The organism is Allochromatium warmingii (assembly GCF_900107145.1).
Taxonomy (GTDB): domain Bacteria; phylum Pseudomonadota; class Gammaproteobacteria; order Chromatiales; family Chromatiaceae; genus Thermochromatium; species Thermochromatium warmingii.
This window is the reverse complement of record NZ_FNOW01000031.1, coordinates 13,244-33,401: the sequence shown is the minus strand read 5'-3', so window position 1 is coordinate 33,401 and position 20,158 is coordinate 13,244. Positions and strand designations below refer to the sequence as shown.

Annotated in this window: 15 protein-coding genes and 2 pseudogenes; 7 read left to right on the top strand and 10 right to left on the bottom strand. The window is 57.7% G+C overall.

What is annotated here, in order from left to right; translation table 11 throughout:
• Positions 1-90, top strand: a pseudogene (locus BLW10_RS13800) (IS5/IS1182 family transposase); the annotation flags it as partial.
• On the opposite strand, the gene BLW10_RS09825 reads toward BLW10_RS13800, so the two are convergent.
• Positions 71-727 (bottom strand): ABC-type transport auxiliary lipoprotein family protein, encoded by a 657-nt coding sequence (locus BLW10_RS09825; protein ID WP_091334333.1) that lies wholly within the window; start codon positions 725-727, stop codon positions 71-73. The pseudogene BLW10_RS13800 and the gene BLW10_RS09825 overlap by 20 nt on opposite strands.
• Before the next feature lie 481 nt (positions 728-1,208).
• Here BLW10_RS09825 and BLW10_RS09820 point away from each other — a divergent pair.
• From BLW10_RS09820 to BLW10_RS09805, 4 genes and pseudogenes are all read left to right on the top strand, one after another.
• Positions 1,209-1,391, top strand: a pseudogene (locus BLW10_RS09820) (IS5/IS1182 family transposase); the annotation flags it as partial.
• A 131-nt stretch (positions 1,392-1,522) separates the two neighbouring features.
• On the top strand, positions 1,523-2,500 hold the full coding sequence (locus BLW10_RS09815; protein WP_091334331.1) for a DUF58 domain-containing protein: 978 nt from the start codon (positions 1,523-1,525) through the stop codon (positions 2,498-2,500).
• Between the two features lie 4 nt (positions 2,501-2,504).
• The gene (locus BLW10_RS09810) at positions 2,505-4,520 is read left to right on the top strand and encodes a transglutaminase TgpA family protein (RefSeq protein ID WP_091334330.1); all 2,016 of its coding nucleotides are present in this window, start codon (positions 2,505-2,507) and stop codon (positions 4,518-4,520) included.
• Positions 4,521-4,609: 89 nt separating this feature from the next.
• Complete coding sequence (locus BLW10_RS09805) at positions 4,610-5,608, top strand: PilZ domain-containing protein (RefSeq protein ID WP_091334328.1); 999 nt, start codon at positions 4,610-4,612, stop codon at positions 5,606-5,608.
• A 31-nt stretch (positions 5,609-5,639) separates the two neighbouring features.
• On the opposite strand, the gene BLW10_RS09800 is transcribed toward BLW10_RS09805, so the two are convergent.
• Positions 5,640-6,401 carry an OmpA family protein gene (locus BLW10_RS09800; RefSeq protein WP_425425900.1) on the bottom strand — a complete coding sequence of 254 codons (762 nt, stop codon included), beginning with the start codon at positions 6,399-6,401 and terminating at the stop codon, positions 5,640-5,642.
• Positions 6,398-7,477 (bottom strand): hypothetical protein, encoded by a 1,080-nt coding sequence (locus BLW10_RS09795; protein WP_091334327.1) that lies wholly within the window; start codon positions 7,475-7,477, stop codon positions 6,398-6,400. The genes BLW10_RS09800 and BLW10_RS09795 overlap by 4 nt, the downstream gene beginning before the upstream one ends.
• Positions 7,478-7,708: 231 nt before the next feature.
• On the opposite strand from BLW10_RS09795, the gene BLW10_RS09790 reads away from it, so the two are divergent.
• Both BLW10_RS09790 and BLW10_RS09785 read left to right on the top strand, forming a co-directional pair.
• Positions 7,709-9,064 carry a citrate transporter gene (locus tag BLW10_RS09790; protein ID WP_245709309.1) on the top strand — a complete coding sequence of 452 codons (1,356 nt, stop codon included), beginning with the start codon at positions 7,709-7,711 and terminating at the stop codon, positions 9,062-9,064.
• Between the two features lie 237 nt (positions 9,065-9,301).
• Complete coding sequence (locus BLW10_RS09785; RefSeq protein WP_091334325.1) at positions 9,302-10,177, top strand: DMT family transporter; 876 nt, start codon at positions 9,302-9,304, stop codon at positions 10,175-10,177.
• A 48-nt stretch (positions 10,178-10,225) separates the two neighbouring features.
• On the opposite strand, the gene BLW10_RS09780 is transcribed toward BLW10_RS09785, so the two are convergent.
• The 7 genes from BLW10_RS09780 to BLW10_RS09750 all read right to left on the bottom strand — a co-directional run bounded on the left by BLW10_RS09780 (position 10,226) and on the right by BLW10_RS09750 (position 20,139).
• Positions 10,226-11,434 (bottom strand): vWA domain-containing protein, encoded by a 1,209-nt coding sequence (locus BLW10_RS09780; protein WP_091334324.1) that lies wholly within the window; start codon positions 11,432-11,434, stop codon positions 10,226-10,228.
• Entirely contained in the window at positions 11,431-13,686 is a 2,256-nt protein-coding gene (locus BLW10_RS09775; RefSeq protein ID WP_091334322.1) for a DUF5682 family protein, read from the bottom strand. The genes BLW10_RS09780 and BLW10_RS09775 overlap by 4 nt, the downstream gene beginning before the upstream one ends.
• A gap of 136 nt (positions 13,687-13,822) precedes the next feature.
• The gene (locus BLW10_RS09770; protein WP_218139714.1) at positions 13,823-14,893 is read right to left on the bottom strand and encodes a hypothetical protein; all 1,071 of its coding nucleotides are present in this window, start codon (positions 14,891-14,893) and stop codon (positions 13,823-13,825) included.
• Positions 14,890-15,966 carry a DNA cytosine methyltransferase gene (locus BLW10_RS09765; RefSeq protein WP_091334320.1) on the bottom strand — a complete coding sequence of 359 codons (1,077 nt, stop codon included), beginning with the start codon at positions 15,964-15,966 and terminating at the stop codon, positions 14,890-14,892. The genes BLW10_RS09770 and BLW10_RS09765 overlap by 4 nt, the downstream gene beginning before the upstream one ends.
• Positions 15,967-16,160: 194 nt before the next feature.
• The gene (locus tag BLW10_RS09760) at positions 16,161-17,240 is read right to left on the bottom strand and encodes an ATP-binding protein (protein ID WP_091334319.1); all 1,080 of its coding nucleotides are present in this window, start codon (positions 17,238-17,240) and stop codon (positions 16,161-16,163) included.
• The gene (locus BLW10_RS09755; protein ID WP_091334317.1) at positions 17,237-18,793 is read right to left on the bottom strand and encodes a DUF5691 domain-containing protein; all 1,557 of its coding nucleotides are present in this window, start codon (positions 18,791-18,793) and stop codon (positions 17,237-17,239) included. Before BLW10_RS09755 ends, BLW10_RS09760 begins: the two co-directional genes overlap by 4 nt.
• The gene (locus tag BLW10_RS09750) at positions 18,793-20,139 is read right to left on the bottom strand and encodes an SWIM zinc finger family protein (RefSeq protein ID WP_091334315.1); all 1,347 of its coding nucleotides are present in this window, start codon (positions 20,137-20,139) and stop codon (positions 18,793-18,795) included. The genes BLW10_RS09755 and BLW10_RS09750 overlap by 1 nt, the downstream gene beginning before the upstream one ends.
• Positions 20,140-20,158: the final 19 nt, after the last annotated feature.

Here is a 20,158-nt window from a genome sequence, read left to right as displayed (position 1 = left end):
CGCTGGGAGAAGCGCGATGACACCTACTTGGCCATGATCCATCTGGCGCTCGGGATCATCACTTGGCGGGCTACCGGCCTTTTGGGATAGGCTCTAAGCGTGATTGCGACCACATGCGCAGATCGGCGCTGACCTGCTGCGTCAACGCCAGTGCCAGCCGATTGAACGCCAATACCATCGCGGTGGCGGTGCGCTCGCCGACCGGCTCCTCCAACACATAGTTACGTGACCACAAGAGCGCCCGATCACGCGGCCGAATCAGCGCCAATTCAATGCTCGCACGCACACGCGGCGGTCGGTGCAGCGGCTGATGTTCATACCGCTCAATCTCGCCTTCGAGCCGATAATCTGTCTGTGTGCGTCCAGTCGCAGTCACCTGCGTAAACACCTGCGCGGCGCGGAGCTGATCGACCAACAGATTGGTCATCGCCGAAGCAATCGGTTCTTGCCACAGATAACGCGGATAGGCTTGGATTTCCGGCGAGTCATCGGGAGCACGATATAGCAGTGCCCGTCCGCCGAGCAGTCCGCGTGCGGTCAGTCGCGTCACATGCAGTGTCCCGCAAATCGGCGGCGTGCGTGCAGGCTGAGGTTCTAGATTATCCGCGTCGAGCGTGTAGTAGCGCACCGGCTCCGCTGGTGGCGTAGAGCTACAGCTAATCAGCAGGCTGAGGCTCAGGCTCAAACACGCACGATGCGGCCAAATGTTGCGTGTTCGGCAGTTCATACATTCACCTTGTTCGATGATAATCCTCGTGCTCGATCTGCCGCTGTAGCCGATGAAAGCAAAAACTCTGTGTGCATATTTTGCCCCGTTTCGGTCAGCGTCCCCTGACGAGTTTAACGACGCGTGCGTTACAGCAGTATCACGGAGAGCTAATCAGATAGTGGTAAATTTTTTAACAAAAAATCACAAATTTTACCGTTTTGTTTTGCATAGAAAGCACTTGACACGCTTAAGTAGCGGGTTCATGTTCCCGCCTGCTCGATAACCAGATAACCAGATAACCAAGAGCATCGGTCTTTAACACGTTTGAGTATCGGGTTTCCAGCACGACTTGCTGCTGGTGTAAAACTCAAAGCATATCTAAGACCTTTTCGCGTCTGTGCATGTCACAGACCTTGCCGGATGGGGCCATGTGTGACCAAGCACGTGCGCGTTAACAGGTGTTAACGAAAATCCATCAGATCAAAGAAAACTTGACACCCGCAACCACGAAATACCCCGCGCCTATGATGCCGCGCTCTACCGTCATCGGCATCTGATCGAAAATGCGTTCTTGCAACTCAAACAGTAGCGAGTGATTGCCACCCGCTACGACCAAACTGCCGCTTCGTTCCTAGCCGCCGCCCAGATTCGGTGCATTGCTATCTGGGCTCGAATCTTGTAACGACACTATCTAGAGCATGTCATCAGTTTAGTGCTGAGTTACGCCTAATCGCGCTCAATCGCGTAAGATGGATGCACACCCATTGGCACTCCCTGTCTCGCGACAGAATCAGCACTGACGGTTTTAAGCTGATGCAACACCACGCCCCAACGCTCCGCAGCCGCGCCGACCGCTATTTCGATAGCCTCCTGCGCCGCGTTCAGCCTGGCCCCGATGGTTTGGCACGTATCGGGGCGCGGCAGATTTACATTGTCCCGACCCGCGCCGGATTTTTATACGGTGCGGTGATGCTGGTGATGTTGCTGGGATCGCTGAATTATCAAAATAACCTCGGCTTGCTGTTGACGTTTTTTTTAGCCTCAGTCGGTCTGATTGCCATGCACCATGCGTGGTTTAATCTGCTCGGTTTGGTGGTGCAAGCGCGTGGCGGCTCGCCGATCTTTGCTGGTGAACAGGCGCGTTTTGAAGTGAGTGTGCGGGCTGCCGGGGGCCGCGCGCGCTCGGATATTCGAGCACGTAAACACGACGATCAACCAGCGCCGATTTATATTGCCGCTGACGATCAAGCGGTGATCGTGCTGACGGTGCCAACGCTGCAACGCGGCTGGCAGCGCCTGACCGATGTACGGGTTGAGACGCGCCATCCGCTCGGCTTGTTTATGGCGTGGACGTATGTAGCCACTGACGCCAAAACGCTGGTGTTTCCCCAGCCCGCACCACACGCGCCCGAACCCGGCCAGGATGCCGGCGACAGCGCCCGCCCGCAGCACACCCGTCATGAGGGTGCAGACGAGTATCTCGGCGCACGCGGCTATCGCCCAGGCGATTCGATCCGCCATATTGACTGGAAAGCCTATGCGCGTGAACGTGGATTAGTGGTCAAGCAATATGGCGGCGAGCACGGTCAAGCCGTGTGGATCGACTGGGCGCAACTGGCCGCGTCCGATCCTGAACTGCGCTTGAGCCTCTTGACCCGTCAAGTGCTCGATGTCAGCGCCAGCGCAACCCGCTTTGGTCTGCGCCTACCGGATGGTGTCGAAGGACTCGCGCAGGGCACAGCACACACAGAACGCTGTCTCACGCGGTTAGCCTTATTCGGATTTGGGTAAGCCTATGCGTCAATATCAGCCAAGAGAAACCGCGCCTGAGCGCAAGCAACTATTCTGGACAACGCTGCTGGTCGCTGCCGCCTGTGCGCCGCTGGTGCGCTATCTCGACGCGCCGATCACCGCATTTTTGGTGCTGATTATCGCCATACGCTTGGCCGCCTTGCGCTGGCCAGTCGTGCGCCCGAATCGCTGGCTACGGGCGCTGTTGGCGTTCGCTGGGCTGGTGAACTGTTTGGCCGCCTATCACACAGTGAGCGGTCAGGACGGCGGCGCGGCGCTGCTGGTGACGATGATCGTGCTCAAGCTGCTGGAACTCGACACCAAACGCGATCTGCGTTTAGTGTTGATTTTGCTGGGTTTTTTGAGCGTCGTGCAGTTCCTGTTTGATGACTCGTTCGCGCTGACGCTCTATCTCGGCGTGATCGCGCTGGCGCTGGTCACGCTCTTGGCCGAACTCAACGGCGGACTGGACGCCGCTGGGTTACGTCCAGCACTGCGCATCAGCGTGCGGCTGGCGCTGCAAGCGATTCCGTTGACGCTGGTGTTGTTTATCCTGTTTCCGCGTCTGACAGCGCCACTCTGGAGTCTTGGCTTTGATAATACCCAGGGCATGATGGGCATGTCCGACACAATGGAGCCGGGCAATATCAGTGAACTGGTGGTCAATGGTGATCTGGCATTTCGTGTGCGCTTTCTCGGCCAGCAACCCCCGGCGGCGCAGCAACGCTATTGGCGCGGGCTGGTGCTATGGCAGATGGATGGACGCCGCTGGACGCTCGGCACCCCGCCCGCATCTGCGACCACTGTGGCCCCACTGATCGAGGCCGCTGACCCCATTGAATATGAAATCGTCATGGAGCCAAGCAATCAACGCTGGCTGTTTGCGCTCGACCGGCCATTGAACGCACCGGATGCGGCGACCCTGACCGCCGATCATCAATTACTGGCTAATCAACCGATTACTGAACTCAAACGCTATCGCGTGCAGTCCGCGCTGCGCTACCGCACAGCGGAACCGACGGCGGCTGAACGGGCGCTGGCTTTGGCCGTGCCCGATAACATCACGCCGCGGATGCGGGCGCTGGTTGCCGAGTGGCGCAGTGCCGAGCCGGCGGATGACTGGGCATTGGTCGAGCGGGCGCTGGCGCATTTTAATCAGCAGGATTTTTATTACACGCTGCTGCCGCCCAAACTGGGGGCCAATCCAGCCGATGAATTTCTGTTCGAGACGCGCAGTGGTTTTTGTGAACACTATGCCAGCAGTTTCGCGCTGTTGATGCGGGTGGCGGGGATTCCAGCACGAATTGTGCTCGGCTATCTCGGCGGCGAGGTCAATCAGTTTGGTGATTACACGATTGTCTATCAGTCCGATGCACACGCTTGGGTCGAAGTGTGGATCGCCGAGCGCGGCTGGGTGCGCGTCGATCCGACGGCGGCGGTTGATCCGTCGCGCATCGACAATCAGGCGGCGACGGAATTGCTCGGTGCTGGCGCATCGGTGCGCTTTGATCTGGGCGAAACGGCGGCGCTGGCTAGTTGGCTACGCGATTTGCGGCTGATGAGCGACACGCTGGAAGCGACCTGGCAGAACTGGGTGCTGGATTTTTCGGCGCAAGATCAGCGGCAACTGATGGAGCAGCTCGGTCTGGGCGCGTGGCAAGAATACGGCTTGGCGGCGCTGATGGTGGTCGCCGTGTCGGTGACGCTGGGCGCGATCATGCTGGTGCTGCTACGCGAGCGCCGTGAACACGATCCGCTAGAACGGCTGTATGCGCGGCTGTGTCAGCGATTGGCACGCATCGGGCTACCGCGCCTGCCGCATGAGGGGCCACATGATTATGCGCAACGGATCGCGGCGGCACGTCCGGATTTAGCCGCCGAGGTTGGCGCGTGGTTCAGGCTCTATATTCCGGCGCGATATGGTCAACGCCACGCAGCGACCACGGTGGCGCTGTTGGCCAAGCGCCTGCGGGCTTTCAGCTTCCAGCCGTCAGCGTCCAGCCACCAGCTAAACAGCTAAAGTGTTTGTCTAGTTTGGGCGCTAACCGCTAGGATTTAAGATGCAATCGCGTGACCTAGCGAATCATTTCCTACCAGAGCGACAATGCTATGCCTTCTTATGCAGTTTCTGAATCTGAACGCCGAACCCAAGCACGCTTGTCGGTACAAATTCCTGTGCAATTACAGGATGCTCGGCAAAAATCAGTGTATACCGCCACGCTGATGGATTTATCTTGGGGCGGTGCCTTGTGTCAAACAGCAACCGAATTGCCGATAGCCAGTGAACAAAGCATCTGGCTGCGATTGCCGTGGACGGGTAAGGAAACCATTGATATTGAAGCCGTGTTATTGCGCCAAAAAGCATTAGAATCGAATCGCTATATGCTGGCTTTGCGTTTTCAGCGACTGTCGATTTTTAATCAAACGCGCTTAGAAAAACTGCTCGGTCAACTTCAGGGCACTAACGAACAGGATACCCAACATGCGGCTAATCCATTAGTCGCAACCCTGGAAGTCCAGATTCAAACAGTTGGCGAATGGCGCGGCGCACTGTCTGAAATTGCTAAAGGACAATTACAGATTGCTTCACCCTTGACGCTGACGGCGGGTCAAAGTGCTGCGCTCCAATTTAATGGCGTGCCAACCCGCGCTCAGGTACGTTTACGGGCGCGGGTACTGGAAAGTATTGAGATGCCGCGCCAACGAGGCAGTTTAGAACGGCTGTATCGCATTACCTTAGCCTTTGAACACCCGTTAAAAGTCTTGCAACAGTGGGCAGAATGGCTACTGAATCAATTTGTGGTCGTCGATAATTCAACGCAATCGTCAGTTGCTTCAGCAGCAACAGGGATTATTCCTGCGCGAGTGGTTTTGACGCGAACCGAAAATTCCGCACTCGAAATTGGTTTCCCAGAAACACTGGATTATTTAATGACGGTATGGGGCAATATCAACGCTTTTGAAACGATCTTTCAGCGCCTGACGTTTGGTGATCTGGGACTCAATGTTGAGTGGACGCCGGAGGCTTGGGCAGAACTGCAATTTCTACAAGATATACATGATCGCGCTTATGGCCTCTCGAATGCGCGTCTGAGTCCCTGGTTGTGAGTGAGCAATGTTTAGCGCAGCGCCCGGCATCTCACTCTGCGTATAAAGCAGATGGCTGATCGCTAGAAACGGACGGCTGGCGGCTGGAAACCGCCACCGGCTCTAACAACCGCGCTTCAAAATCCGTCAAAACGCTAAATTCCACCCGCCGCGAGGCCGCTGAGTTCTCGTTGCCCTGTGCATCTTTCACCGGACGCGAGGACGACAGCCCCACTGCCGCGACCCGTGCGCGGAACCAATCTTCATTCTGGAGCGCGTCGAGTCCGTAAGCAAAGCGCAACACGGCTTGCGTGCGCTGCTGGCTCAATTCCATATTGAGAAAGTAGGCATCGAGCGGCGCGGTGCCCGGACTCCATTCGCTTGAGGTGTGCCCTTCAAGGCGAATTTCGCGGATCACGCCGCTAAATGGCTTGAGCAGCGCCACATAACGCGGCAAAAAGTCATTCAGAATCGCTTCAAATTCCGGTTTGATGCGGGCGGAATTGCGGTCGAACAGAATGTCCGGTTCACGAAACCGCAGGGTGAGCGTGCGTTCGACCAGTTCCGCATTCCAGCGCGGCAGATCGCGCTGAAACTCGCGGGTTAGCGCCGAATGAATCGCCTGCCGTGATTCACTAGCATCGATGCGCACGTCGGTTTCAAGCTGATGCAGCCGCTCGACTTGCAGCATGTGCAGCACGGCTAAAAACAGAAAAATCATCATCAGCGTCGCCATCAGGTCAGAAACGGTCAGCCAATGGCTTTCGTCTTCCGCTGCTTCGGCGCTCGGATTGTGGAGCAGTGGCGGCATCATGGCGTGTTACGTCCAGCAGTCGGGGTGGCGGCGGCGCTCAAGCGCCCGATGCGCTGTTGCGCTTCCAGACCGGAGAGCACCGCGCCCTCGATGGTTTCGAGCATAGTGCGCAAACGCTGGTCGATAGCGGGGAAGGCTTCTTTAGCCCGTTCGCGCAACTCTGCCACACCGCCGAGCACGGATTCGAGTTCGAGCGTTTCGCGTTTGAGCGCCTGTAACGTGGCCTGATGATCGGCGGCATGAACGGTCATCTGACTGGCCTGTTGATTGAGCGTTTGCAGGCTGATCTGCGACCGTTCGACGCCGGCGACGGCTAAATCAAGCTGGGTGCCGAGCGTCGTCATGTGTTCGCGGTATTGTTCCTGCCACAGCAACAGCTTGCCCACTGAAGCATCGAGATGGCGGAAATTCTCGCCAAATTGCGCACTGAGTTTGTCGTTGAAATCGCGGATCACCGATTCCAGCGCCGCCATGAGCTGGCGCGATCCGAGTTCGCTCAACTGACCGGCGAAGGTCTGAAAAGCGGCCAGTTGCGCCGCGTGCTGCTGCTCTAACGTGCTAATCAAACGGGTATCCAGCGCGGCAAGCTGTTCGACGAGTTGGCGCGTGGTGCTCAACTGCGCATCGGCGAGCTGAATTTGCAGTTTATAGAGCGCGGCGGGATCGCTGGCATCGAGTGCTGAGGCGGCATCCGCTTGCGCAGTGGCGGTCGGTTGGCGGGCGACATCGCGCTTGAGCACCAGCACCAGCCGCAGCGCGGTGGCCAGCAGAATGCCGATGATACTGGTGATAAAGGCGAGTTTGAGACCTTCGAGCAGCAGCGGAATACTCGATTCGATGCGATTGGCGTCGAAATCCAGCAAACCAATCGCGATACCGAGAAAGGTACCGAGAATGCCCAGGGTGGTTAGCAATGTCGGCGTGCTCTGCTGAAAAGCTTGGGCACGGCGGGTCAGCGCGGCGAGCAGCGCGAGGGCAAATAGCACCAGCATCGCCAACACAAACAGCCCGGTCACCTGGGTTGAATCCAGACTTTCTAGGGCGCTGACCACGATGTGAGAAATCAACTCAAGCATAACAAGCCTCGGATAAGCCGTGTAAGCGATGGCGCGGCGCACACATCGTACCAGCTTCCCGCTTTCAGCCTCCAGCTACCCGCCATCAGCCGCGAGCGTCCAGCTTCGTCACCGCATGTCAGCGCCTAGCTGATTGCTGGAAGCTGACCGCTGGTAGCTCTATGATGCGTGCTTTCCAGCTCCAGCCCAGTTCTGGCTAACGGTGTTTTCGTTTTCTTTGAGGTCATCCGCGTGAACGCTCCGACCCTTGACACACTAAAAGATGCAGAATCCAGCAGCTCGTCGCCGAGACGCTGGCGTACCCTGAGCAGCATCGCGCTGGCCAGCGTTGCGCTGTTGCCGTTGGCCGCAAGCGCCAGCACCGCGCCAACGGATATCGCCGTGCTGGGCATTCCGGTCGAATTTATCCTCTTTGCCGCGACGCTCTTGGGCGTGGCGCTGTTTCACAATCACACCTTGCTTGTGGCGCTCACCGGATTAGCCACCATCACGGCCTATAAGTTCGAGTTCACCGGCTTTCATACTGGCGCAGGCTGGGCCGGATTGCTCGGACATTTGGGCCATGAGTGGGTCATTTTGACCAATCTACTCGGACTGCTACTCGGGTTCGCACTGCTCGCCCGACAGTTTGAGGACAGCGGCGTGCCGCATATCCTGCCGCGCTATCTACCGGGCGGTTGGTTCGGTGGTCTGGCGCTATTGGTCGTGATTTTTGTGCTATCCGGCTTTCTCGATAACATCGCCGCAGCCTTGATCGGCGGCACCATCGCCGCGACCCTATTCCGTCATAAAGTCCACATTGGATATTTAGCCGCGATTGTCGCCGCATCGAATGCCGGCGGGGCGGGCAGTGTCCTCGGCGATACCACGACGACGATGATGTGGATTTCCGGCATCGCGCCCTCCGAGGTCATTCACGCCTATGTTGCTGCGGGTGTGGCGCTGCTGATTTTCGGCGTGCCCGCCGCGATTCAACAGCATCGCTTTGCACCGATTCAGCGCGAGGTGCCCGCTGAGGCGCGGGTCGATTGGATTCGCTTGCGCATTGTGGCGACGATTCTGCTCGCGGCTGTGTTGACGAATCTTGTCGTCAATTCACTGTTTAAAGGACTCGGCGACAGTCTGCCAGTGTTGGGCATCGCGGTCTGGGCGGCGATTCTGGGCACGGCCTCGCAGCGCAAACCGGAATGGAGCCTGCTTCCCGAAGCCTTTAAGGGCAGTCTGTTTCTGCTGTCGCTGGTGGTCTGCGCGTCGCTGATGCCCGTCGAAAAACTGCCCGAAGCCTCGTGGTATTCGGCCTTTACGCTGGGCTTTGTCTCCTCGGTGTTCGATAACATCCCGCTCACGGCGCTGGCGCTCGAACAGGGCGGATTTGATTGGGGAATGCTCGCCTATGCGGTCGGTTTTGGTGGGTCGATGATTTGGTTTGGCAGTTCGGCGGGGGTCGCGCTCTCGAATATGTATCCGCAAGCTAAATCAGTCGGCGCGTGGTTGCGTCATGGCTGGCATGTGGCGCTGGCGTATGTGGTCGGCTTTATTGTGCTGTTTGTCACGCTGGGTTGGCAGCCGCATGGGTCGTTGACTTGATTGTCACGTTACGTGAGATTCTATTTCTGCGTATGGGTTATCTGGCAAGCGGCGCATGGTGCCGCTTGCACAGCGCGGGCGCGTGATGCATTGCTCAGTCGGCGTGATTTCTGCGAACGAAAGCGCGTAAGCGATCTGATGGCACAATGGTCTACAGCACTTGCTCACTCGGATCCGCAAGAAATTGAATTATCAATATTTTCAAACAGAATTCACGTTGCCTAAGCTGCCCCACCGATGAGCTGGATCGCACTGGCGCTGCTGTGTGCCTTCGCGCTGGCCAGCGCCGATGCAGCGGCGAAAATCTGGCTACGCGATTTCACGGCCAGCGAATTACTGATCGTGCGCTTATGTCTACCCGGACTGCTGATGTTGCCGCTGCTCGGTGGATTGCCGCCGCTGACCGAACTGCCTTTGGCATTTTGGGGCTGGATGGCCGCATTGGTGCCGCTCGAACTGCTGGCGATGTGGCTGTATGTGGCGGCGATTCGTGACCATCCGCTGTCGCTTACGCTGCCCTATTTGGCGTTTACGCCAGTGTTTATCGTCGGCGTGGCCTGGCTGCTACTCGGTGAGCAGGTTTCGGCGCGTGGTCTGCTGGGGATTATGCTCGTCGTTGCTGGCGCTTGGGTGCTCAATAGCACGCACGCACATCGGCGCAGTTGGCGCGGCTGGGTTGCGCCCTTTGTAGCGATGCTCGATGAACGCGGCTCGCGGATGATGCTCGGGGTGGCAGTGCTCTATGCGCTCACCGCAACGCTGGGCAAGGGCGCACTCGGCTATCTGCCGCCAGAGTCGTTCGGCGCGTTATACATAGCCGTGCTCGGGAGCGCCGTGGCGCTGGGAATTGTGCTCCCGCATCCGAGTCGGCTCCGGCGCTTGGCGCAACATCCTTGGGCGGTGCTGACCGTCGGCGGTTTGCTCGGCATCATGGTGTTTACGCATTTTTTGGCGCTGCAACAAGTCGAGGTGGCTTACATGATTGCCGTCAAGCGCACCAGTCTGCTATTCGGTATTGTGTATGGGGCGCTGCTGTTCCGTGAACCACATTTGGCGGCGCGGCTGCCGGCTGGCATGTTAATGGTGAGTGGGGTGGTGGTGATTGTGGTGTGAGGGCGTTCGGAAAAATTTGATCTGGTCAGGCAGCGCCTACTTTCCCCCTCAATGCTCCCCCCGCGCCGTCACTAACCCCCGCTTGGCCGCCCACAACGCCACATCTTCGCGGCGAATGGCAGCGGCCATCAGATCGGGGAAGTGATCGGGCGAGCAGGCAAATGCCGGTGCGCCCAGTGCTGCGAGCTTGGCCGCAAGCTGACCATCATAAGACGGCGCACCCTCATCACTCAGCGCCAGCAACACAATCACCTGCACCCCCGATTGCAGCAGCTCCGTGACCCGCTGGAGCAACTGCCGCTCGACGCCGCCTTCATAGAGATCAGAAATCAACACCAGCACACTGTTGCGCGGCTCGCGGATCAAGCCCTGACAATAGCCGACAGCGCGATTGATGTCGGTGCCGCCGCCGAGTTGCACGCTAAACAGCACCTCAACCGGATCGCTCAAGTCAGCCGTGAGATCCACCACAGCGGTATCAAACACGATCAGATGCGTGTTAATCGCCGGAAGTGACGCCATCACCGCGCCAAAAATGCTCGAATACACGACCGAATTGGCCATCGAGCCGCTTTGATCGATGCACAAGATCACCTCGCGTTGCGTGCGCCGCGCTTTGCGCCCGTAGCCGATCAGTTGTTCCGGCACCAGCGTTTGATACGCCGCTTGCCAATGGCGCAGATTGGCGCGAATGGTGCGGTTCCAGTCGATCTCGGCATAGCGCGGACGCCGATTGCGCTCGGCACGATTGAGCGCCCCACTGACCGCCGCTCGCATCGGCTCTTCCAGCTTGGCCAGCAGCGCCGCGACCACCCGCGCCACCACCGCTCGCGCCGTCTCGCGGGTCTGGGTTGGCAGCACGCCGCGCAAGGCCATCAAGGTCGCCACTAAATGCACATCCGGTTGCACGGCTTCGAGCAATTCCGGTTGCAGCAGCATCGACTTGAGATCCAGCCGCTCAAAGGCATCGCGCTGCATCACCTGCACCAGCGGCGCGGGGAAATACTGCCGAATATCCCCCAACCAGCGTGCCACACGCGGCGACGAAGCCCCGCTGCCGCCGCGCAAGCCGCCCGCGCCGTCGGGATCGTAGAGTGCCCCTAATGCCGCGTCGATCTGTGCATCTAAACCCGCGAGCGCCATGCCACAGCTCGACGCGGCTGGCTCGCCGAGAATCAGCCGCCAGCGGCGCAGGCGAGCAGCATCAGCAGCATCCGTAAACGCGCTGGCAGATGACGGCGTGAGCGAATCGGTCATAACGGCGCAATTCCTAACAGACGTTGCAATAGCGGAATCGGGCGCTCGGCGCGGGCCAGATCGAGCGTCGTGTCCAGCGTGACCGGCGCGGCGGCAGTCAGCGGACGGCGTGCGCGTTCGCCGAGTTGTTGGCGCTCATGGGGCGCAAATGCCGCAAACGCTCGCCGCACCAGCGGCAACACGCGCATAAAGTGTTCGTCACTCAAGCCCGCGACCCACGCATCGACCAGCGCCCACAGTGTCGGATCGTGCAACAGCACCAGCGCACTGTGATTGAGAAAGCCGTCGAGCCAAGCCGCTGCCGCTGTTGGTTCCGCCGCGACCGATAGCGCCAGCGACAAACGACGGGCGGTGATGTCGAGATCGGCCTGTTGCGCATCAAATAGCAAGCGCGTCGCCAAACCGCCGAGCAATGCCTGACCGTTCGCGTTCGCACTCGCGGCAAGCTGATGCAGCGCCTGCGACCAAACCTGCTCGAACTCAGCATTTTGCAGCAAGTGTAATGCACGATCTGCGTCCTGAAGCGCCGTGCGCATGGCCACTGCCGCCGCGTCATCGAGTGCGGTGCAGGCACCGGGCAGCGCCAATGCCGCACGCGGCACCAATCCAGCCAAGACATGCGCAACCAGCGTGCTGTCAGTCTGGCGCACATTGCCATAGCGCAGAATTGCGGCCAACGGCGGAATCGCACCGAGCATCTGCGGGACATCGCTGGCAATGGCGGCTTGATCTTCCAAGCGGCGCGTGACCGGCCCAATCGCTGCTTGGAGATCGGCCAGCAACAGCCGCTCGACCAGTTCGCAGAGCATCGGCAGAGTTTCAGCGTCTTGCGCGGCAACAATCAGGCAACGGGTCGCAGCAGCTTCGACGCTATTGCCCCAGCGACTGGCGTCGATGACCGCGAGCGCGTGTTGCGGCTCCCAGCGCAGTGTCCAGATTTCGTGAAAGGTGCCTTTCGCGGCGCGGCTGGTGCGCTGCATCTCACCCCAGTGAATCCCCAGCAGCGCCAGCCGATGCAGCAACTGACTACGCGCCAGATCATTCGGTTGCCGCAAATCGAGATCGAGCGTTTTGTGACCAGCCTCAGGTTTTAAGCGCAACGCCCGTTGGCGCTCGGCGAGATCGCGTTGCAGCGGTACAACCGGCGTGTGTTCGGGGATGCGCCCCAGTCGCTCGCCGATGACCAGCGTCTGTCGAATCAATCGCAATGGCGCACTATCGCCGTGACAGACCACCGTGCGCACCGCGTCATCGAGTTCATCGAGACTCGGTTGCGGACGTTCACGCAGCGCCGCCAATGCTTCGGCCAGCCGCACGGCTTCGATCACATGCGCCGATGAGCAATCGAGATCCTCAGCACGTAACACCTGCGCCGCCCGCGTGATCCAGCCAATCGCTCGCTGTGACGGCGGACTCTGCCACAGATGTTCATACCAGCCGGGCGCATCAATGCCCGCGCCATAGCCGCTGGCGGTGCTCAGATGCGGATATGACCAGGGTACCCAAGTCGCCTCGACGGTGCGTTTTGGGAGCGATTTCAGCAGCGCGTTATCGGCGGTTGCGCTCGGCAATTCGACCAGTGCCGGAACATGCCATGCACCGCAAATCACGGCGATGCGCTCAAAGCCGTCTTTGCGCGCTTGGCGCATCTGTTTGCGCATGTGCGCCTCGCGGCGGGCTTCCTGCTCACGGCGCGATGCCGGCCAATGTGTCTTGTCGGACTCAGCGCGCACCAGCGTCATCGCTTCGCGGATCGCCGCGAAGAGATCCAGCCCATCGCCGCGTTCCTCGACCAAATGATTCCACCACGATTCGCCGTCGCTATATCCGGCAGCCCGCCCGAGCCAATCGAGCGGATCGGTGTGTTGCGGCGCGTTGTCGGCGTCGGGTTCCAGCGCATCGGGCTGGGACGTGCCGGATGAATCTTGCGTCAGCCGATTGGCGACCGGCAGATCAAAAAAGCGTGTCGGCACACCGCGTTCGCTGCCAAAACGCAGAGCTTGCCACTCTGGTGAGAACTCAGCGAAGGGATAAAACACCGCGTCGCGGGTTGCTTTGGGGTCATAAACCAACAACGCAACCGGCGGCACCAGCTCAGAATCACCGAGCCAATCCAGCAACGCCTGACCTTCGGGTGGCCCTTCGACCAGAATGCAATCTGGGTTCAGCGCGTCGAGTGCATGGCGCAGACTGCGTGCGCAGCCCGGGCCGTGATGACGAATACCGAAGAGGTGAAAGGGCGAGTTGGGCATGGGGTGTTCTGCTGTCACAGCGCGTCGCGGATGGTGAATGATGGGTTTTATGGCCAATGCGCGTTATAGCAACCATCAAGGTTATTGCGTGGCTGTTTTGTCCATCTTACCTTGCTGCCTTGTTGACCCGTTTAATTTAGTGATGAGTTAAGGATTGCAAGCAAGGCTCCATATAGCAATCTAAAAATTCTTCGTTCACTGCTTTATTTGATAGCTTTCTTTTTTGGCACAATGCATATAACTCGTCTACCGCAGAGTATGGAAAAAACATTGTATTTAAATCCTTAAATTGAGGTTTATTTGCTTCGGTAATGACTTTGTTCCTGTCTTCATCGGGTGCTACGATTACCCACCGCGTCGGAAATGGTGGCAACTGATCGTATAAGCCCTTCATTCGAGTGAGTCCACTCGTGACCCCCGTACTATGCTCAACTTCAATCACTGCGGGCAAAAATTTTCCATTTCTAAACCAAATACAGTCAATATGCATGGCTGCTTTTACCGCACCATCAACAACGGTTATTAACTTTTCGCGCTCTAGGTCTGCTACCACGCCACTAATTTCACCAACTTTTTTATCTCCGTATGTGATACCTTGATCGTTGCGTGCTATCCATGTCCTAAATCCAAGCTGATTGCCAATTACTGCTAATGCAATTTGAATTTGTAAGTGCCGACGCTGAACATCAATATCATCAATAGCTTGACTTAATACACTTGGAATATGGAGAGCATCATAAACGGCACTGGTTGTTGGTATTTCAGAAATAACTATATCCGTTTCAAATTTTGATAGCACAGCATTCTGGTGTCGTGTATTGGGCAGCCAAATTAAATGTTTGTGTCCTTTTTTAATCTCTCGTGTTGAATTATTTAGTTCAATTCGACCCGGTTGACACCAATAAAATTCAGGCGTGTGCGCCACTAAGGACTCTAGCACAGAGCGAGTGTTGTAACTTCCACCAAAGACACGATCTACATTTATAGGCACACCTTCTTCCATTGCGTTCGCTAATCGCCATATCATATTAACTGAAATGGACTCGTTTACATTTTTAGTGCTTCTTTTGATGATAATCGGGCCTTCTGGTAGCGTTACACTGGTAATCTTTATTTTCCCAATATTTCTAGGGTTTATGTATTCATACCATTGGTCTTTTGGCAGACCATTAATTGCTTTGACTATATTGCTTGCTGTAAGTCTCATTTTATTAGGTCTCCTCCTTTTAAGAAATCTAAAATTGTCAAAGCTATGCCCTGTGATGCTAGAAACGGAACGCCATTGCCAACCGTTTTAAACATATTGGTAAGGGTCATCGTTGGCGGTAATTCAAATTCTCTTGGAAGCGATTGAATAGCTAAGGCTTCAGCTACAGAAATTCGGCGTGGTAGATATGGATGTATATGCACTTCGTTGTTGCCATAAGCGGCCGTTGGTGAATAACGCCAACGGTGGAGGCGTTTGTATGATTTTTTACTGTCATCGCCTTCGTCAATGACTTCAAATTTCACCAAACCTGCTTTTGGTTTAAATTGGTGGTGTGTGTTGGGGTGACTACTGACCTGATTTTTGTTGAACCAGTATTGCACTGTAAGCGATTCAATAAGGTCTTTCGGTTTTACCCGTGTTCTAGCGACAGGTTGGGATGCAGGCCATTTATTATTTAATGCCTGTGGATGTGTGACACGTGATTGCCAGTTAAAATTACTTATTTGAGGGGCTTTGGTTCCGCAAACACCAAAAAGAATGATTCGCTCGCGATCTTGTGGCGCACCATACTCTATTGAATTGATAAGTTTTTCAGTACAGCTATAACCTGCTTGATTCAACTGTTTTTTCAGACCATCAAAAAATTCTCTATGCTTGGCGGTACGATACAATCCCTTTACATTCTCAAAAACAAAAAAATCGGGTTTTTGTTTACAAATTAAATCAACATAAATTTTTGAAAGCTTTCCGTTCTCACCATGCTGGCCACGATTTTTTCCTCCAACAGAAAAGTCTGGACATGGTGGGCCACCAATAAAGCCTACCATGCGGTTTTGTTTTTTAGTAAAGGAAACTAATTGGGTTAGATTTTTTTCTTCCTCACCAGATAAACATTGCTCAATATCACCTTCAAAATAACCATAAGTAGGCGAGGGAATATTCATTCGTTCCCGTGAATATCTGTACGCATCAAGAAAAGGCTTATGTACTTCATTGACATATCCAATTTCATAACCTGATTTTTCAAAACCTAAATCTAAAAAGCCAGCACCAGAAAAGAATGAGAAAATGAGAGGGTTGCTATTTTCGGCATTGGCTGTTGGCTGTTGGCTGTTGGCTGTTGGCTGTCATAATTTTACCTTAAAATTTAATTAGTCAAGCAGCGTAGGGTTTCCGCTTTTGGCAACCCAACATCACGCTGATATTGGGTGACCACATCATATTTTTCATTACGGTCACCCAACTTAATAGGCTGACAGCCCATTCAATCCCGCTCCCGACACGCTCGATAGAGATCTTTCCAATCGCCGCGCTCTTTCATCACCGTTTCCTGATACTCGCGCCACACCAGCGCATCCTGTACTGGATCTTTGACAATTGCCCCGCTCAAACTCGACGCAATATCCCCCGCCCGCATCACTCCATCACCAAAATGCGCCGCTAACGCCACACCATGATTGATCACCGAAATCGCTTCAGCCGTGCTTAGGGTGGCGCTCGGCGTTTTGAGCTTGGTGTTGCCGTCCTCGGTTTGACCGCTGCGCAGTTCGCGGAAAATCCGTACTACGCGCTGCACTTCTTTCAAGGCCGGCGGCTCGGCGGGCAGATCGAGCGCCCGCCCGAGTTCCGCAACGCGCTTGCTGACAATGGCGACCTCTTCCTCGGCGCTAGTGGGCAGCGGTAACACCACTGTGTTAAAGCGGCGCTTGAGGGCGCTTGATAATTCATTGATGCCCTTGTCGCGGTTATTGGCCGTCGCAATCGCATTAAACCCGCGCACCGCCTGAATTTCAGTCCCCAATTCCGGCACCGGCAACGATTTTTCCGACAGCAGCGTAATCAGCGTGTCCTGCACATCCGCTGGAATGCGCGTCAGTTCTTCAATTCGCGCCAGCTTGCCCTGTTCCATCGCCCGCATTAGCGGACTGGTCACCAGTGCCTGCGGTGACGGGCCTTTGGTCAGCAGTTCGGCATAGTTCCAGCCGTAGCGCAGTTGTTCTTCGCTGGTGCCCGCTGTGCCCTGAATCAGTAAGGTCGAGTCGCCGCAAATCGCAGCGGCCAGATGCTCCGACACCCAAGATTTCGCCGTGCCCGGTACCCCGAATAAGAGTAAGGCGCGATCAGTCGTTAGAGTGGCAATTGCCGTCTCGATCAAGCGCCGACTGCCGATGTATTTGGGGCTGATTTCAAAGCCGTTGTCGAGCCGTCCGCCGAGCAGATAGGTTGCCACTGCCCAGGGCGATAGCGCCCAATTAGGCGGACGCTGGCGGTTATCGCTCTGCTTGAGGGCGTCGAGTTCTTCGGCATAAGCGTGTTCGGCGTGCTGGCGCAGGATATGGCTCATAACGTGGCGTGACCGGTTGGTAGATAATGAGTAAGACGCTGACGCTGGCGCACGCTGGCCCAGAGTTGCGCTTGCGTCGCGGCATCGAGCGCATCGAGCGGCAAACCAGTCGCCGCATCTAGCAGCGCATCGGGTAGGCAGGCGATCCACTCCGGCAGCGCCCGCCGTAAGCTGTAATCCTGGCGCGTGCGTGGGTCACGCAGGTGTTGCGCAATGCGGTCTAGCAGCGATTGCGCACACGACGATGATAAAGCGACCCCATCGCGCCGCCACGTCTGCGCGATACGCGCCAGAATCACCCCCAGAATATCGCCAGAACGTGTCGCATCGAGCAGCGCGATCCAGCACCCTTCTCGCTCCGATGGCGCTAAACGTTCGATCAGTTCCAGCGGGTCGAGATGCAAGTCTGCGACTGGCAGCCGTGCCAGTAGCGCTTCTGTCCAGGTTAGTGACGGCGAGCGAGCCAGCGCCTCAAACCAGGCACGGAGCAAGGCTAATTCCCAATCACTGCGTTTCACCCAGCGGACACAGGCAACCGGATCGCCGCCAAGTTGCGCTGTCCACCAGTCGAGCGGCAGCGCCCGCGCCAATTGATACAGCCACCACGCCCGCTGACCGAGTGGCTCACCTTTGGGCGGTTTGTCCTCAATGGCATCGGCTGTCCAAGCCGGATCAAAGCTCGACGGCGGCTCGATAGTCAGCAGTGAACGCGAGCGGGTGCGCGTCTCACTGAAACAGGCAGCAACGCGCTCAGTCATGCGAGCACGGTAACCACTCTCGGGCAGACGTGTGAGCAACGCGACGGCTTGACGGCGCACCTCTTGACTGCGGTCGCGTAAACAGTGTTCGAGCAGGGCTTCATCTTCGGCACTTAATCCGCTGGCCAATTCAGCCAACAGCCGCGCCCGACCCCGCGCATCGGTTTCGCTCAAGGTCTGCGCCAGCCGTTCGCGGGCGGCAGCTGGCGCGTGACGGCGCTCGGCGGCGAGAAATTGGGCGCGGTGTTCAAGGGTGCCGTGTTCCCAATATTCGAGATCGGGCATGGCATCATCGAGACGCAGTGCCGCACACCACGCGGGATTGAGCCGCGCCAACCAGCGCCCGCGCTCGCCGATCACCGCCGGAAGCCAGGCACGTAGCTCGCGCTGTGACACCGCAAGCGCCAGCGTCCGAGGGAGTAGAAGTGGCGGTAGGTCATAGCCAGCCGCATTCACCTGTTGCAGCGCCAACACGCGCATTGAATCCGTGCCCGTGTCCAAGATGGCACGCAAGATCGCCACGCATTCCGGTTCGGTCGCGGTCGGGCGGGTCGCAGCAGGACAGGATGAGAACAGCGGTTGTGATGCGGGCGCGGGCGCTGGGCAAAATCCCGCCGCTGTACAGACCGCGAGCGCCCCGGCCAGCCGCAGCGCGGTTGTTTCAGTGGATGCGCTGGGATCGGCTTGAATCTGGGCCAATAACACCCCGCACGCACCAGCGGCTGTCGGCCAATCGGGAGCACGGCGGTCGGTGCCGATGAGCAATTGTGTTGCCAGTGTCTCCAGTGCAGACATTAGCGCGTGCTCCCTGTGCTCTCAGCCGCCCACAGACAGTTCGGCCCCCAGGCACTGAGCGGACGGAGTGCCTCAGTCTCCCATTCACCAAAAAGCGTGAGCGGGGCACCACCGGCCAGCGCCACCAGTGACCATGCGGTTTCGGCGTCCAGTTGTAACCGGAGCGCACCAGCAGCACCGTCAGTGAGCCACCATCCGCCGTCGGCGTCTGGATGCGGCACACCGCTGACTGTCAACCCGCGCACCGCTGGCCAGGGATTGGCGGCAATCTGCACCGTCAACTGTTCCAGCGCCTCAGCCAGTGGCAGGCGCGGTTGCGTGGCACAGGCCGTCAGCGTCTGCGGTGGCGCGACACACAGCGCCCGCAGCGGTGCGGCACTGGGATAAAACGCGAGCGGTGCGGTCACGCAGTCACCGACGGTCAACAGCGGCTCGAACGACGCTTGACCGTGACTGTAATCGAGCAGCAGCGCCGACCGCTCGCTGGTGCGCCCGCGCAACCAGACGCGCCGCATCACCAGCCGCTCTTCCGCCGCGAAAGACACACCCAGCACCTGCCAATCGTCGTCGAGTCGCTCGCCGCTTGCCAACACGCTGGCTTTATCCTGTGGCAGACCCAGAGCAGCGCGGAGATCGGCCTGTTCGCCACGCGGCAAGCTGTCCAGACGCCGCGCCCCGTCGATCAACAGTTGCAAGCGTCCCAGTTCAGCCAGCACTCGGCTGGGCCAGTGCTCACCGCGTCCGACCAACACGGCGATGCGCTTGAGCCGCTCGGCCAGTCCGGGCAGTTGCGCATCGACCAGACGCGCCGCCTGAGTTGACCAGCTCTCAGTTTGATTAGGCAACTGCGCCAAGCCCTGACGCAGGCGATCCGTGAGCCAGGCTTCTAACTCATTCAGACCATCGGTCAAACGCCGCTGGCGCTCCGCTGCCCGCCGGGCCGCAGCGCGGGGATCAGCGGGCGGTGCGCTAGTCGGTGAGGCAGTGACGGCTGACTGTTCACGGCGTTGCGTGCGCGAGGCCAGCCACTCACTCACCCAAGCGGGCGGCTCGCCGGAGGTGAAGCGGTCGGGATGATTGACAGCGAGCAGGCCCAGTGCCAGACCGTGTTTGCAGGGGAATTTACGACTCGGACAGCTACAGCGGAACGCCGGGCCGGAGAGGTCGATTTGTGTTTGATAAGGCTTAGAGCCGCTGCCCTGACATTCGCCCCAAATGGCGGTTGGGTCGCAGCCGAGTTGCGGCCAGTAGCGTGGGTTGATGAGCTTTTGCGCGGCCTGCAGCGAGGCGGCATCGGGGGCCAGTCGCATCAGTTCATCAGAATTGAGCGTGAGAGTCAGCGGCATAGCGAGCTGTGATCCGTAA

Coding starts and splice junctions, on each gene's coding strand:
- BLW10_RS09755 (WP_091334317.1), bottom strand. CDS start 18,793: ATGTCTGCACTGGAGACACTGGCAACACAATTGCTCATCGGCACCGAC.
- BLW10_RS09810 (WP_091334330.1), top strand. CDS start 2,505: ATGCGTCAATATCAGCCAAGAGAAACCGCGCCTGAGCGCAAGCAACTA.
- BLW10_RS09785 (WP_091334325.1), top strand. CDS start 9,302: ATGAGCTGGATCGCACTGGCGCTGCTGTGTGCCTTCGCGCTGGCCAGC.
- BLW10_RS09750 (WP_091334315.1), bottom strand. CDS start 20,139: ATGCCGCTGACTCTCACGCTCAATTCTGATGAACTGATGCGACTGGCC.
- BLW10_RS09770 (WP_218139714.1), bottom strand. CDS start 14,893: ATGAGACTTACAGCAAGCAATATAGTCAAAGCAATTAATGGTCTGCCA.
- BLW10_RS09800 (WP_425425900.1), bottom strand. CDS start 6,401: ATGATGCCGCCACTGCTCCACAATCCGAGCGCCGAAGCAGCGGAAGAC.
- BLW10_RS09815 (WP_091334331.1), top strand. CDS start 1,523: ATGCAACACCACGCCCCAACGCTCCGCAGCCGCGCCGACCGCTATTTC.
- BLW10_RS09795 (WP_091334327.1), bottom strand. CDS start 7,477: ATGCTTGAGTTGATTTCTCACATCGTGGTCAGCGCCCTAGAAAGTCTG.
- BLW10_RS09775 (WP_091334322.1), bottom strand. CDS start 13,686: ATGCCCAACTCGCCCTTTCACCTCTTCGGTATTCGTCATCACGGCCCG.
- BLW10_RS09805 (WP_091334328.1), top strand. CDS start 4,610: ATGCCTTCTTATGCAGTTTCTGAATCTGAACGCCGAACCCAAGCACGC.
- BLW10_RS09780 (WP_091334324.1), bottom strand. CDS start 11,434: ATGACCGATTCGCTCACGCCGTCATCTGCCAGCGCGTTTACGGATGCT.
- BLW10_RS09760 (WP_091334319.1), bottom strand. CDS start 17,240: ATGAGCCATATCCTGCGCCAGCACGCCGAACACGCTTATGCCGAAGAA.
- BLW10_RS09825 (WP_091334333.1), bottom strand. CDS start 727: ATGAACTGCCGAACACGCAACATTTGGCCGCATCGTGCGTGTTTGAGC.